Source organism: Massilia horti (genome assembly GCF_004614195.1).
In the GTDB taxonomy this organism is placed as follows: Bacteria; Pseudomonadota; Gammaproteobacteria; order Burkholderiales; family Burkholderiaceae_D; genus Telluria; species Telluria horti.
The window spans coordinates 1-13987 of sequence record NZ_SPUM01000154.1 but is presented as its reverse complement, the minus strand read 5'-3'; the positions used below and the strand labels follow the sequence as shown (position 1 = coordinate 13987).

The window sequence follows — 13987 nt, the reverse complement described above, 5'->3', positions numbered from 1 at the left end:
AACGTAATCGACGCAGCAGCATAAAAATCGAAAAATTCACAAGTTGTACGCCTCCGGAAACGGCGCGGAGCGGGTTACTTGCCCAGCATCGACACCACGTTGTCCGCCCCCGGCGCGCCGAACGCCTGCTGCTTGAGCACGTGCAGCTGGTCGCGCACCTGCGCGGCCTTTTCGAACTCCAGGTTCTTGGCGTGATCGACCATGAGCTTCTCGAGGCGCTTGATCTCCTTGCTGATCTGCTTTTCGCTCATCGATTCGACCTTGGCGGTCTGCTGGGCTTCCTCCAGCATCTCCCTGGCCTGCTTCGGATCGAACACGCCGTCGATCATCTCCTTGATCTTCTTGTGCACACCCTTCGGCGTGATGCCGTTCGCCTCATTGAAGGCGATCTGCTTGGCGCGGCGGCGCTCCGTCTCGTCAATCGCCCGCTTCATCGAGTCGGTGATCCTATCCGCGTACATGATCGCCACGCCGTTCAGGTTGCGCGCCGCGCGGCCCACGGTCTGGATCAGTGAACGCTCGGAACGCAGGAAGCCTTCCTTGTCCGCGTCCAGCACCGCCACCAGCGAGACCTCCGGCAGGTCCAGTCCCTCGCGCAGCAGGTTGATGCCGACCAGGACGTGGAAGGTGCCCAGGCGCAGATCGCGCAGGATCTCGACCCGCTCCACCGTGTCGATGTCGCTGTGCAGGTAGCGCACCTTGATGCCGTGGTCCGCCAGGTACTCGGTGAGCTGCTCGGCCATGCGCTTGGTCAGCGTGGTCACCAGCACCCGTTCGTCTTTGGCGATGCGGTCGTGGATCTCGCCCATCAGGTCGTCCACCTGCGACAGGGCGGGGCGCACGTTGATCTGCGGGTCCACCAGGCCGGTCGGACGCACCACCTGCTCGACCACGTTGTCCGCATGCTGGGCCTCGTACTCGGCAGGGGTGGCGGACACGAAGATCGTCTGGCGCATCTTGTTCTCGAATTCCTGGAACTTGAGCGGCCGGTTGTCCAGCGCCGACGGTAGGCGAAAGCCGTAGTCGACCAGGTTCACTTTGCGCGAGCGGTCGCCGTTGTACATCGCGTTGAGCTGGCCAATGAGCACGTGTGACTCGTCCATGAACATCAGCGCGTCTTTCGGCAGGTAGTCGACCAGCGTCGGCGGCGGTTCGCCCGGCATCGAACCGGACAGGTGCCGCGAGTAGTTCTCGATGCCCTTGGTGAAGCCGACTTCGGTCAGCATTTCAATGTCGAAGCGGGTGCGCTGCTCCAGCCGCTGCTCTTCCACCAGCTTGCCCTCGTTGCGGAAGTATTCGAGACGCTCGCGCAGCTCGGCCTTGATGGTTTCGATCGCGCGCAGCACCGTGCTCCGGGGCGTGACGTAGTGCGAGCCCGGGTACACGGTAAAGCGCGGGACCTTCTGGCGCACGCGCCCGGTGAGCGGATCGAACAGCTGCAGCGTTTCGATCTCGTCGTCGAACATCTCGATGCGCAGCGCCAGTTCCGCATGCTCCGCCGGGAAGACGTCGATCGTGTCGCCGCGCACGCGGAAGGTGCCGCGGCCGAAGTCCATCTCGTTGCGCGCGTACTGCATCTGGATCAGGCGCGCGATCACGTCGCGCTGCGCTACCTTGTCGCCGGCACGCAGCGTCAGGATCATCTGGTGGTATTCGTTCGGATTACCGATACCGTAGATTGCCGAGACAGTCGCCACGATCACCACGTCGCGCCGCTCCATCAGCGACTTGGTGCACGACAGGCGCATCTGCTCGATGTGCTCGTTGATCGACGAGTCCTTTTCAATGAACAGGTCGCGCTGCGGCACGTAGGCTTCCGGCTGGTAGTAGTCGTAGTAGGAGACGAAGTACTCGACCGCGTTCTGCGGGAAGAACTCGCGGAATTCGGCGTACAGCTGGGCTGCAAGGGTCTTGTTGGGGGCGAACACGATCGCCGGCCGTCCCGCACGGGCGATCACGTTCGCCATCGTGTAGGTCTTGCCGGAACCCGTCACCCCGAGCAGGGTCTGGTACATCAGGCCGTCGTCGATTCCCTCGACCAGGGCGTCGATCGCGGTCGGCTGGTCGCCGGCCGGCGCGAACGGCTGGTGCAGCTTGAACGGGGAATTGGGAAATGTGATTACGGTTGGCGCCGTTTCGCTTGCGACTTTTAGATCAGCCTTTCGATCAGCCATACTTTCCGACCTTTGCTAGAATGGGAGTCCGCTTGCGGCCTTGCAGCCATTGAAGGTCGCTTAACATCAATTTCTGCGACCCAGCAGACATTCTTAGTTTATCACGATGACTTCCACTGCCTCTTCCAGCCTCTTTGCCGCCATCGACATGGCGCCACGCGATCCGATCCTTGGTATTACCGAAGCCTTCAATGCCGATACCAATCCGGGCAAGATTAACCTCGGCGTTGGCGTGTATTACGATGACAATGGCAAGGTGCCGCTGCTGGCTTGCGTGCAGAAGGCGGAAGCAAAATTGATGGAACAGCAATCGCCGCGCACCTACCTGCCTATCGAAGGCCTGGCTGCGTACGACAAAGCCGTGCAGGAGTTGGTATTTGGCGCCGGCAGCCCGATTCTTCAAGAGAAGCGTGCGGTTACGGTCCAGGCCCTGGGCGGCACCGGCGCACTCAAGATCGGCGCCGACTTCCTCAAGCGCTTCTCGCCCAATGCCGAAGTCTTCATCAGCGACCCGAGCTGGGAAAACCACCGCGCGCTGTTCGAAAGCGCCGGCTTCGTCGTCAACAATTACACCTACTACGATCCGGCGACCCACGGCGTGAATTTCGAAGGCATGCTCGAGTCGCTCAAGGCCATGCCGCAGGGCTCGATCGTGGTGCTGCACGCGTGCTGCCACAACCCGACCGGCGCCGACCTGACCCAGGAGCAGTGGGGCAAGGTGATCGAAGTGGTAACTGCCAACGAGCTGGTGCCATTCCTGGACATGGCCTACCAGGGCTTTGGCGCGGGCATCGCGGAAGATGGCGCGGTCGTGCGCCGCTTTGCCGAAGCCGGCGGCCCGCTGCTGATCTCGAACTCGTTCTCGAAGTCGTTCTCGCTGTACGGCGAGCGCGTGGGCGCGCTGTCGGTGGTCGCATCGAACGCGGAAGAAGCGGCACGTCTGCTGTCGCAACTCAAGCGCGTGGTGCGCACCAACTACTCGAACCCGCCGACCCATGGCGGCAAAGTGGTCGCCACCGTGCTCTCCACCCCGGAACTGCGCCAGCTGTGGGAAGACGAACTGGCCGGCATGCGCGTGCGCATCAAGGAAATGCGCGATGCGCTGGTCAAGAAGCTGGCCGACAAGGCGCCGGGCAGGGACTTTGAATTCGTGCGCGAGCAGGTTGGCATGTTCTCGTATTCCGGCCTGACCAAGGAGCAGGTGGGCAAGCTGCGCGCGGAGTCGATCTACGCCGTGGACACCGGCCGCATCTGCGTTGCCGCGCTCAATTCGAAGAACATCGATCGCGTCGTTGACGCCGTCGCAAAAGTTCTTTAAAATCTTGGCTCTTCTGATCGAGCACAGCTTGAACGGAAGAGATGATCCCTGATAGCTCAGTCGGTAGAGCGACGGACTGTTAATCCGCAGGTCCCTGGTTCGAGTCCAGGTCGGGGAGCCAGAATTTTTGAAGCAAAGAGCCCAGCCCTTACCGGTTGGGCTCTTTGCTTTCTATAGCGCCATTTATTTCGCATTATGGCGTGGATGCAGTGGCGAATGTGCTCCCGTTCATAAAGGGAGTTGGCTCGCCTCAGTTGGTCTGAATCTCGGTCTCACTGGGGCTGACCACGTCCGACGGCTTGCGCGGCGCGTAGATGGTTGGGTGCTTGTGGGCTGGATCGGAAGCAGGTTCGCCAAATAAACGCACACCCAAATGTACCCACGACGCACGGAGCCAGCTCATCCCGTCTTCCAGACAAATCTTGCGTAGCAATTCGTCTGCCCCCGCACGGTGGATCTCTCGGTCCAGTTTCTTTTCTCGCATTATTTGGTACAGCGCATCGTGCACGAGGGAGCCGCGCATAAAGTTTGGCGTGTCGAATGTGGGGCCAGACGGTCCGTCCCAAGCATAGCCCCTCTTGATGGTAAGAAGACCATTTGGATCAAGGCTTAGATAGCCATCGACTTCGATGTTGGTGTCAGGATGAATGCCTATCTTGAGGCTGTAGGTTTCAGTCAGTTGGTATTTGTAGCGGTCTTTGAACGCAATAAATTCCATGCGGAACCCCTATAGTTTTTTTTAACTATAGTGGATTTTCCGCACAACAAATACTCACTTTGTCACAAGTCGCTTCAAAGGAGGGCGACTTAGGGAAATGCTGATGCGATGGCACGAGTCCAGGTGGGGAGCCAGAATGTCGAAGGGCCCCTGAGTAATCACGTCCCTTTTAATTTTCGTGCACCGGGCTGGGCGATCATCGCCGCATGCCAACCGTTAATCGTTCAGCCCCAGCCCGTCAAGAATGCGGGGCATGCATTTCTCCACGCGCGCGGCCCGCGTCGCTGATTGCTTGGCGCCGGCGAAGTACAGCAGGTAGGCGCGCTGGCGCCCCGGCGTTAGTGCTTCGAACGCATCCTTCAGGGCCGGGTGCTCGATCAGGCGCTCCTTGAATTCGGCCGGCATCGCGAATTCCTTTGTTTCCTTGAGCGGTACTTTGGCGCCGCTTTTTTGCAGTTCGATGGCTTCCTGCACGTAATCCCGGATGGTGCTTTCCAGTTCATCGATCTGCTTGACGCTGGTAAAGCGGATCTGGCGCGCCGATTGCACGTTTTCCGTCTGCTGGATCAGGATACCTTTCGGATCCTTCAGCAGGGCGCCTTTATGGAACAGCAGCGCGCAATATTCCTTGAAGCCGTGGATCAGCACCACGTTGGAGCCCTCGTAGGCGTAGCAGGGCACGCCCCACTTCAACTCTTCAGTAAGTTCGGTGTCCAGCAGGATGTCACGAAGGTGCTGGAAGGCAGTATGCCACTGGCCGTCCTTGCTGAAATAGAACTCGACCTTGGGATTCTTCTCCGCCATGGCATGACCCTTCAAAATGATTGAGCTTGGCATTTTAGTCATTTCAAGCGTACGCGGCGTGCGGGAGGCCAAAAAATGCAACGAGGGTCTGGACAGATGGCGTCCTGGCAGCTATTATCTTGCCTCCTTTCCCTGATAGCTCAGTCGGTAGAGCGACGGACTGTTAATCCGCAGGTCCCTGGTTCGAGTCCAGGTCGGGGAGCCAAATATTGAAGCCCTGCAGCGATGCGGGGCTTCGTCGTTTCCGCGTTACGCGCCGCCCGGCGCAGGCAGCAGTACCGGTTCGCGCAGCCGGATTATCTGTTTCACGCCATCCTTGTCGGTGACTTCCACGCTGGTCAGGTCGGTTCCGGTGTGATCGACGTAAATCTCCGTGGGATTGTAGATCAGGTGGTCGAGCCCCTCGCAGAGGACTTCGACCAGATTACTTTTTTCGTCGTAGACGATTCCCTGTAACGGCAGCCACTCCGCTTCGATCTGAGCGCCGATGTTCAGCGCATCGACTTCGATCTCGGCCTGCTTGCCTTCGCTCTGGATCAGCTTTGAAATCCGGTCAAAATACGGATGCCATGCTGCCTTCTCAACTTTCACAATAGCCATGATTTCTCTCCGCGGTCACTGATCAATTCACCAGGGCGGTCGCCCGCAAGTTTGACAACGGATGGTGCGCCGGGGTTGGCTGCTGAGATGTCCGGGTCAGTCAAACCTGGAGCCTCTCCTCGGACGGCTTTGAAAGTATTTTAGAGGGGATGCAAATTTGCGACGCAAAGCACCATGCCTACGGTTTTTCAAAGTGCTCAAGGGCATCCATGCTGCAAAGCGGGCAACAGTGATTGCTTTTCGGTTGCGCGCATAGGATACTTGTTACTTCTAGTTAATTTACTTTTTGCCGTTCTCAAAGCCAACGGCTCAAGGTGATCGCAAAGAGGAGGGTACATGCGCCGGGCGTCATTAATCGCTGCCGTCAAGCAGGTGTTGGATGCAGTAGTGAAATCGAATCTGATGAATGCGATGCGAGGAGGGGATAAAGGAAAACAGTCTGTACAAGCTATGTTATCTGCGCTTAATCATTATTCAATCGCCGCGCACACTTTCTCTCCGGAGGCGCAGAAGCTCGTCGATATTTTTGCGTTAAACGAACTAGACAGCGCTGAAAGTTGGTTCGACTTGCTCGGTGAGGGGAACATTCCGAGGCGCAAGATAATGGAACGGCTTGCAACTTTGGTTGACACGTTGCCACGAATAGCTGGACTGCTTGAGCAAGACTCCCCGGTCCTTGATGCGCCGATTTCATCTCAAGTAGAATCTACGCGTGCGTCTCTTGGTCTCCTTAGGATAATTCTTGTTGAGCAGGATGAGAGTTTTTCTACGCTTCAGCGCGTGATTGACTCGCTTGAAGCTTGCCAAGAAATGTATACGGCACTTGCCGATCTTACTGATGCGCATTCCGTCCCGCTTGGAGTAGGAGCGATTGATTCTGGCAGCGATAAGTCATTTGATCTTTTCGGAGCTGCAGACCTTATAAAACAACTAAACCACCTAATTTTGACGATTTGGGATCTTGTCGTTTTTCACAAGGAACGAAAGATGGGGCGACAGTTGGAACTTATCGCATCATCTTTGCCAATCCTCGCTCAAATTACGGAGCTGGAAAAGAGCGAACAGATCGGGCGCGAACAAGCTGAAATCATCCGACGTAAAATTATTGACGGCGCGAAAAAATTCATCGCATCAGGCACAGTTATTGAGGGGATGAACGACGTTTCTCAAACTGATCCGCGAAAACTAATGGCGCCTGAACCTAGACTCTTAACAGGCCCGGAATCACTGCGGGAAGGGGAGACGGATGAAAAGCGCGCCGAGTCGGGCGCAAAGACAGTTAGCCATGAAGATCGGCCCCTATCAGACGAGGATGTAAGACGAATTGCTGCGTTCCTCAATAGGAATAGCGATTCCCCACAGGGAGATGATTTGGCCTAAGGACGTTTTGGTTTAATCGTACAGCTCGCCCAAGTCGCAAGCTGAGCTGGCACAATAGCCACTCATTACCTTGATGTGTCTAATGACTAGCAAAGGTTTGAGATGTGGGAAAGGCTTACTCATAAAATCACCCCGGCAAAAGACGTTTATGCGGAAGGAAAAACAGCTTTAAGCCGAGATCGATTTTTTACAGAAAACTTGCGCGTTGTATCGGAATTATCTGTCTAACCGAAAGTTCGTTGTCGGCGTGGAGGATGTCAACGAGTATTTGGACAATCCGGATTGCCCGCGCTTGACGATGTGGGCCTTGAACAGGAAGCAGTTGGAATCGATGGGTGTGACGGGAATCGACGAATTCTGGTTTCCCCATAATGCAGCCGAGCTCAAATCCTTGTACAGATCGAATCCGCCCGGGTCGATTTTCGTGGGAGAGGCGGCGCAATTGGATAGCTTTTGCACGGGACCGGCTGCCGGCTGGCTGACGCGCTTGTGGCGCAGCAAACAGCCGGCGTGGAAGCGATAAGCCGGGTGCGCTTTCGAACGCACCCGGTGTGCACTCTGGGTCTTACGCCGACAGGGTGGTGTTGTACACCTTTCCGCCGATGGTCACGTTCTTGAGCTTCAAGCCCTTGACGTTGTACAGGTAGTACGGCTGCTCGGTGTTGTCAGGCGTGCCGAAGTCGCAGTCGCTGATGGTGACGTTGGTCACTGGCAGTACTGCGGGACGCGGAGCCGGGCCGTTGTAGTCCGATGCCACCGGGCCCAGGATCACAATAGCCTGGAAGCTCGACAGTTGCTTGCCGCCCTTGGTCACGGTGCCCACCTTGACGTTCGAGATGTGCACGTTGCTCACCACCGGCGGACGGGTGCGCACGTTGTCCGCGGTTGGGGTGTAGTCGCAGTCGAAGGTGACCACGGCGCCGGCGGCGGTGGCCACGGTGCGCGAGGCGATCGGCGAACCCGGCAGCGACGCGTAGAACGATGGGGTGGTCTGTACGCCGTTCGGGATCGAGATGTTGCGCACGTAGAAGTTGCGCAGGTAGCCGCCGCGGTTCATGTTGGTCTTGAGACGAATCGCGGTGTTGAGCGGGTTGGTCGCCCAGTTGATGTTCTGGAAGACGCAGTCCTGCGCGTACACGTTCTCGATGCCGCCCGCCATTTCACTGCCGAGGGTGACCGCGCCGTGGCCGCTTTGCATGGTGCACCGTTGGATCACGACGTTGCGCGTCGGTCCGAATTGCGTGTCCTTGTTCTTGCCGGCCTTGATCGCGATGCAGTCGTCGCCGGTGTCGAACACGCACTGGTCGACCAGCACCGTGTCGCACGCTTCCGGATCGAAGCCGTCGCTGTTCGGGCCCAAGCTGTTGGCGTGCACCTTGCGGATCACGAGATTGCGGCAGTTGACCGGGTGGTGCTGCCAGAACGGCGCCTGGTTCACCTGGTAGCCCTGCAACAGCACATTGGTGCAGCCGATCAGCTGGATCATCGGCGGGCGCAGGAAGTGGCCCAGGCCGAACGCGCGCTTGGCGAGCGGTACGCCGGCTTCCGACAGCGCCGGCAGATAGTTCTCGTCGGCGCGCCATTTGTCGCCTTCGCCCTGGATCAGCAGGCGGTCGGCTTCCGACAGGTTGGGTGCCACGTCGGCCAGCGATTTGGGATTTCTCGGGTTGACGGCGTTTTGCGCCGGCTTGCCATCCTTGTAGTTGGGCGAAGTGCTCTGCGCGACCGAGTTGATGGTCCTGTTCTTGCCCTTCCAGGTCCACCAGCAGTCACTGCTGCCGGCAAAGGGCACGCCGCCCTGGCCGTTGAGGATTCCGGTCTCGTCGTCAGCGGTCAGGGCGATGTTGTTCTGGCCGTAGGCGTAGATCATCGAGGAGAAGTTCAGGCAGTCGTTGCTCTGCCAGCGCGAGATGACCAGGTTGCCGTTTTCGCCGCACGCATGTTCGCCGTACTTGGCGAAGTCCGCCGGGTTGTTGGAGAAGTAGACCTGCGCGCCCGCCTTCAGGTGCACGTTCACGTTCGACAGCAGCACGATCGGGCCAGCGCAGTACCAGTCGCCCGCCGGGATCACCACGCGTCCGCCGCCGGCCTTGTGGCAGGCCGCAATGGCGGCGGCAAACGCCGGGTAGCAGTCCTTAGAGCCCGGTGCCGGCGTCTTCATGGTTTCCAGGTCCTCAAACGAGGCCCAGCCCTTGACTTCGACCAGCTCGCAGCGCTCGGCGCCAAAGTCGGTGACGAGGAAGTCGACCTTGGGGAACTTGACCGGGTTGGCCAGCTTGCCGACGATGGCTTTCGCCTTGCGCCACGGATCGGCAGGAGCGGCGGCGAAAGCGGCTTGCGTCGTGCCCGCGAAGGCCAGGCCGCCGGCGGATGCGGCCTGGATGAAGCCGCGTCGTCGTGGGTTGAATTTGGATGTCATGGCTGTCTCCTTACTCGATGGTGTTGTTGTATTCGCCGAGGTAGATGTCGGCAGGCGAGGGCCGGGGGCCGTCGCCAAGGCTGGTTGCCGGATCGAGTCCGGCCTTGGCCAGATTGGTCCAGTAGTCGTCGGACGAGAGCTGCACCCGGCGGTGGGCGATGGTGCCGTTCTTGTTCCAGTCCGCCCACGGATTGGTCTTGTTGATGTGGCTTCCGATGGTCGAGTTCATGACAACCATCTTGCCCACCCGCTCGAGCGTGCGTTTGCGGATGGTGCCGTCCGGCGCGCTGTCCGCGTCGCCGATCTTGCATGAGTAGCCCTCGACTGGCATCGCGCCGTATGGCGTGCAGCGCGAGTTGTGGAACCACTGGCGCGCAAGGTAGAACTTCCCTACCTTGGCATTCGGCGCGCCGTCATTGGTGAAGCGGCAGCGGTTGAAAACGAAGCCGTAGCGCGCGCGGCGGCTGGTGTCGGGCGCGGCGGCGTACGAAGAGCCGCGCTCGCTCAGCGTCTTGACCTCGCATTCATTGAAGTAGGCGATGCTGTCGCCGAAGATGAAATCGACGTCGCCTTCCACGTAGGACTTGTTGAAGAAGCTGCGCACCGTCTGGTCTTCATCCGCGTTGTTGATGTACAGGGTGTCCTGGAATCCGAGCAGTCGCACGTTCTCGAACTGGGCCTTGTCGGCGCCGTCCACGCGCAGCGCCACCGCCTGGCTGCGCACCCGGTTAAGTTGCGCTTCCACGCTTTGTTCCGGGCAGTTGGCCGCCACGCATTCGCCGCTGGCATTGCCGCGGTCCTTGTTGAAGGCGTTTTCGAAGGTGATGTTCCGGGCCTGGAAGCCGTGGTTCCTGACCCAGACGATCTGTGAACCGTGGGTAGTCACCTGCGGCTTGGCCTTGACCTCGTCGTACATCGCCTGGATGCTTGGTGCCGCGTGCGCGAACTGCGGGCCGAACTGCTGGACGTAGGCGGCGCTGGTGACCGATGCCTGAAGGTTGGCCGTGATGCGCGTGGCGGCTGCATCGGCGGCGTCGCTGTAGAGCGTGATCGGCACGGCGGCCGCTGGCACATACACCAATTCGTTGTACACGCCGGGCTTGACCTGGATGTACACCCGGCGGCCGGCGCGTGCGTTCGATACCGCTTCGCTCACCGTCGCCTGCACGCTGTTGAAGGTGGTGCGGTTGTCCGCTTCCGCGTTCAGGTCGACGATGTAGTCGGGCTTGAATTTTTCACCCTTCGCGAGCGGGTCGGCCAGCGGGTCCCACGGGTCGATGCGCTCGTTGCCGACCGGGCCGGTGTACTTCAGCACCTCGCGGTATTCGTAGGCCTTGGCCTGCTGCGCCGTCAGTTGCGGGCGCTTGTTCGGCGCCTGCTCCTGCGGGAACGCGGCAAAGCGCCCGTCGCAGTTGAGCGGTTTGACGCCAGGTCGATTGATCTGGGCGGGCTGGCCATCGCCATTAGTCAGGCGCGCGAATTCGACGCGCACCGTCGGCTTGCCTTCGATGACGACGTCGCGCAGCGTGGCCCGCAGCGGGCGCTCCTGGTCGTAGCCTTGAAACTGCACCAGTCCGGGCGTGAGGCTGTGCACGCGCTCGAAGGTCACATCCGAGAATTGCGGGACCAGGTTGCCCGGCGTTGCCTGCTGCTCGTAGTGGGTGTCAATCTCGATCGGCTTTTTCACGTTGTTCAGGCAGACGTCGCGGTAGACGATGTCCTTGACCTCGCCGCCGCGTGTGTCGCTGCTCTTGATGCGCAGGCCCGAAGTGGTCCCGTCCATCGACAGGTCCTCGACCAGCACGTTGCGCACGCCGCTGTTGGTCTCGCTGCCGATCGACATGCCGTGGCCGCTGTAGAAGTGGTTGTGCAGGATCGAGATGTTTTCGGACGGGCCGCTGTTGCCGCCCTTGATCGCGACGTTGTCGTCGCCGGTGCGGATGTAGCTGTGCGCGATGGTCACGTTACGCGACGAGATCGGGTCGATGCCGTCGGTGTTGCGCGCGTCGTGCGGCGTATCGATGCGCACGCCCCAGGCGGTAAAGCCGTCTACGCGGCTGATCGCGGCGTGGAAGTTGGGCGAATTGCGCAGGGTGATGCGATACATCGTGAAATCCTGCGACTTGCTCACCTCGATCAGGCGCGGCACGTTCTGGCGCGTCTTTTCCTTCTGCGCGCGGCGCGCGATCTGCCACCACGATTCCGACTTGCCGTCGATGCGGTGGCCGCCCTGGCCGTCGATGACGCCTTCGCCCATGATGCCGCTGCCGCGCGTGTCCTCGGCATAGATAAACGGGCGGCAGCCGCGGCCGCTCTGGTCGTTGGTGCCGCAGGTGTTGTTGCCGCGGTCGAACAGGGCAGGGTTGGTGCTCGCATAGAGCGTGGCACCGGCGTCGACCACCAGCGTCACGCCGCTCTTGAGCGTGAGCGGGCCGGAGACGAAGGCGGTCTTTTCGTTGAACGGTGAAAGGTAAACCGCGCGCCCCGCCGGGCATTTGTCGATCGCCGACTGGATGCGGGCGGCATCGTTCATGCCGGCGCTGGCGGTGTCGGCAACCAGGACCGCACAGGCGGGCGGCAGGGTCGGCTCGCGCACGGTGCGCGTGTCCTGCGCGTGGGCGCCGCCGCAGGCCGCAAGCGCGGCAGCGGCAGCCAGCAGTCGAACTGGAGTCTTCATGGCGTCACTGCTTTTTCAGGTATGGCGCAACAGCCGGTACCGCCCTGGCGAATTCGCCGGCGACGATGTTCGCGAACAGGGCAGCGCCCTTGTCGCCCAGGTGGGTGCGGTCGAAGGCGCTCTTCGCGGCGCCCTGCGGTTCGACTTTGTTGGGGTCGTTCGCTACTACGGGACTGGAAGGAGGAGGCGCCATCGCCAGCGTGTCCGCTTCTGCCTGGCCCATGGCCTGGACCGCGTCGTAGCTGTCCTTGTTCAGGTCCAGCAGCACCGCGTGCTCCTGAAGCGCGGCCTTGCGGGTGGCCTCGGCCCACGGCGCGAGGTCGTTGCTCAGGTACTGGCCCTTGAAGCTGCGGCGGGTTAGCGGCGTGACCAGGACAGGGACGCCGCCCAGTTCCTTGACTTCCGCTGCGTAGCGCGCCATGTTGACCGGGAATTGGGTCACCAGGTCGGTCGAGCGGCCGGGTTTGCCCGGCTGGTCGTTGTGGCCGAACTGGACCAGCACGTAGTTGGCCTTGAACTGGCTGCCTTCGCGCAGCATGCGCTGCACTTCGTCCCAGCGTCCTTCGGCGCGGAAGCTGCTGGTGCTGCGTCCACCCCTGGCGAGATTGACGCACGTGACTTCAGGCGTAAAGCGGGCGCACAGGGCGTCGCCGTAGCCGCTCTTGGTTTGCATGGTGGAGTCGCCGACCAGGATCACGCGGATCGGCTCCAGTGGCGCGGCGTGCGCCATGGACAAGGGCAGGGCGGTTGCGAGTGCTGCCAGTGCAAGGATGGATTTTTTCATGATACTCCGTTGTCGGGCCAAGCGAGAGGTCAATGGGTGGAGCACCTCGCGTGCTCCGTGCCGCTGGGACGAGGGCGACCATGATCGGGCGCCGAGGTCCAGCCGGTCGGAAGGTCGATGCGTGCTATCCCCGGGAGAAGGTCCGGGTCACGCGCTCGAGGTGCGAGCGCATCGCGCGCCGCGCCTCGGCCGGGTCATGCGCCGCGATCGCTTCAAGGATGCGGCGGTGGTCGTGCAGCGTCTCGCGCCGCAGTTCTTCGGTCTGGAAGTGTTCTTTCAGCTTGTGCCACAGGCGGCCGCGCTGGTCCCACAGGTAGTGCATCACGCCTACCAGCGCGCTGTTGCCGGTGGCGCGCGCGATCGCGAGGTGGAAATTGCGGTCGGCCTGTTCGTTGTGCGATTTGTTCGAGTGGTGGCGCTCCATCTCCTCGACCGCCCTGAGAATGGCGTCGATCGCGCTGTCGGTTGCCACGCGGGCGGCGATCGCGGTGATTTCGGCTTCGATCAGGCGGCGCGCGGACAGCACCTCGAACGGGCCGGGGCCGGCTTCCGGCATGTCGGAATCAGGTTCGGGCAGTGCGCTGACGTAGACGCCGGAGCCGCCGCGCACCTCGATGGCGCCGCCGAGTTCGAGCGCGATGAGCGCTTCACGTAATGACGCGCGGCTGACCGACAACTGGGCGGCCAGGTCGCGTTCGGAAGGCAGGCGTTCGCCGGGCCGGATACGCTGGTCGTGGATCAGTTCCTGGATCCGGTCGGCCACCACGCGGTACAGCCGCTGTTCAGGCGCAGCTGTCTCCTGCTGGCCGGATGGTTTCTTTTGCATTATTGTCCGAATACCTTTATTGGTCAGACCATTGTAAATTGGCTAGACCAGTTTATCAATCCGGCCTTGCCGCACGCAAAAATGCGATGCGGTTTTGCAACAGCGACGATATGGATGTAACGCTCGAAGGGGGACGTAGGGTGCGCACCTGTGCGCACGCGGTTCGCACACGCCGCGTATCGAAACGGCAACCGCAAGTCAGCATGCAGTGAATCGCGCGCACCAAATGCTCATTACGCGCTGCCTCTGATCAACCGTACCGCGTGCGCACAGGTGCGCACCCTACG

The 13987-nt window shown here is 60.7% G+C and carries 10 protein-coding genes and 2 tRNA genes; 4 read left to right on the top strand and 8 right to left on the bottom strand.

The window, feature by feature from the left end:
* Positions 1–74: 74 nt before the first annotated feature.
* Entirely contained in the window at positions 75–2174 is a 2100-nt protein-coding gene (gene uvrB, locus E4O92_RS24650) for an excinuclease ABC subunit UvrB (RefSeq protein ID WP_135192287.1), read from the bottom strand.
* A gap of 106 nt (positions 2175–2280) precedes the next feature.
* Between uvrB and E4O92_RS24645 the strand changes: the two genes are divergently transcribed.
* Positions 2281–3492 carry an amino acid aminotransferase gene (locus E4O92_RS24645; protein ID WP_135192286.1) on the top strand — a complete coding sequence of 404 codons (1212 nt, stop codon included), beginning with the start codon at positions 2281–2283 and terminating at the stop codon, positions 3490–3492.
* Positions 3493–3537: 45 nt separating this feature from the next.
* Positions 3538–3613 (top strand) — tRNA-Asn (locus E4O92_RS24640).
* A 129-nt stretch (positions 3614–3742) separates the two neighbouring features.
* On the opposite strand, the gene E4O92_RS24635 is transcribed toward E4O92_RS24640, so the two are convergent.
* Positions 3743–4210: a hypothetical protein gene (locus tag E4O92_RS24635; protein ID WP_206076940.1), complete on the bottom strand. Its 468-nt coding sequence runs from the start codon at positions 4208–4210 to the stop codon at positions 3743–3745.
* Between the two features lie 216 nt (positions 4211–4426).
* Positions 4427–5014 (bottom strand): YdeI/OmpD-associated family protein, encoded by a 588-nt coding sequence (locus E4O92_RS24630; protein ID WP_135192285.1) that lies wholly within the window; start codon positions 5012–5014, stop codon positions 4427–4429.
* A gap of 129 nt (positions 5015–5143) precedes the next feature.
* On the opposite strand from E4O92_RS24630, the gene E4O92_RS24625 reads away from it, so the two are divergent.
* Positions 5144–5219: transfer RNA gene (locus tag E4O92_RS24625), tRNA-Asn, on the top strand.
* A gap of 44 nt (positions 5220–5263) precedes the next feature.
* On the opposite strand, the gene E4O92_RS24620 is transcribed toward E4O92_RS24625, so the two are convergent.
* The gene (locus tag E4O92_RS24620; protein ID WP_135192284.1) at positions 5264–5614 is read right to left on the bottom strand and encodes a DUF5335 domain-containing protein; all 351 of its coding nucleotides are present in this window, start codon (positions 5612–5614) and stop codon (positions 5264–5266) included.
* Between the two features lie 336 nt (positions 5615–5950).
* Here E4O92_RS24620 and E4O92_RS24615 point away from each other — a divergent pair, with 336 nt between their 5' ends.
* Positions 5951–6994, top strand: a complete 1044-nt coding sequence (locus tag E4O92_RS24615) for a hypothetical protein (RefSeq protein ID WP_135192283.1) — start codon at positions 5951–5953, stop codon at positions 6992–6994.
* A 565-nt stretch (positions 6995–7559) separates the two neighbouring features.
* Here E4O92_RS24615 and E4O92_RS24610 read toward each other — a convergent pair.
* The 4 genes from E4O92_RS24610 to E4O92_RS24595 form a co-directional block, all read right to left on the bottom strand.
* A complete protein-coding gene (locus E4O92_RS24610) occupies positions 7560–9413 on the bottom strand; it encodes a glycoside hydrolase family 28 protein (RefSeq protein ID WP_135192282.1) in 1854 nt (617 codons plus the stop codon).
* Positions 9414–9423: 10 nt separating this feature from the next.
* Positions 9424–12090, bottom strand: coding sequence for a pectinesterase family protein (locus tag E4O92_RS24605; RefSeq protein ID WP_135192281.1), 2667 nt, complete (start codon positions 12088–12090; stop codon positions 9424–9426).
* 4 nt (positions 12091–12094) lie between these two features.
* Positions 12095–12874 carry a rhamnogalacturonan acetylesterase gene (locus tag E4O92_RS24600; protein ID WP_135192280.1) on the bottom strand — a complete coding sequence of 260 codons (780 nt, stop codon included), beginning with the start codon at positions 12872–12874 and terminating at the stop codon, positions 12095–12097.
* A 124-nt stretch (positions 12875–12998) separates the two neighbouring features.
* On the bottom strand, positions 12999–13700 hold the full coding sequence (locus E4O92_RS24595) for a FadR/GntR family transcriptional regulator (RefSeq protein WP_135192279.1): 702 nt from the start codon (positions 13698–13700) through the stop codon (positions 12999–13001).
* Positions 13701–13987 lie beyond the last annotated feature (287 nt).

Excerpts from the sequence above, each read along its gene's own strand:
- uvrB (WP_135192287.1), bottom strand. The coding sequence starts at position 2,174 with ATGGCTGATCGAAAGGCTGATCTAAAAGTCGCAAGCGAAACGGCGCCA.
- E4O92_RS24645 (WP_135192286.1), top strand. The coding sequence starts at position 2,281 with ATGACTTCCACTGCCTCTTCCAGCCTCTTTGCCGCCATCGACATGGCG.
- E4O92_RS24635 (WP_206076940.1), bottom strand. The coding sequence starts at position 4,210 with ATGGAATTTATTGCGTTCAAAGACCGCTACAAATACCAACTGACTGAA.
- E4O92_RS24630 (WP_135192285.1), bottom strand. The coding sequence starts at position 5,014 with ATGGCGGAGAAGAATCCCAAGGTCGAGTTCTATTTCAGCAAGGACGGC.
- E4O92_RS24620 (WP_135192284.1), bottom strand. The coding sequence starts at position 5,614 with ATGGCTATTGTGAAAGTTGAGAAGGCAGCATGGCATCCGTATTTTGAC.
- E4O92_RS24615 (WP_135192283.1), top strand. The coding sequence starts at position 5,951 with ATGCGCCGGGCGTCATTAATCGCTGCCGTCAAGCAGGTGTTGGATGCA.
- E4O92_RS24610 (WP_135192282.1), bottom strand. The coding sequence starts at position 9,413 with ATGACATCCAAATTCAACCCACGACGACGCGGCTTCATCCAGGCCGCA.
- E4O92_RS24605 (WP_135192281.1), bottom strand. The coding sequence starts at position 12,090 with ATGAAGACTCCAGTTCGACTGCTGGCTGCCGCTGCCGCGCTTGCGGCC.
- E4O92_RS24600 (WP_135192280.1), bottom strand. The coding sequence starts at position 12,874 with ATGAAAAAATCCATCCTTGCACTGGCAGCACTCGCAACCGCCCTGCCC.
- E4O92_RS24595 (WP_135192279.1), bottom strand. The coding sequence starts at position 13,700 with ATGCAAAAGAAACCATCCGGCCAGCAGGAGACAGCTGCGCCTGAACAG.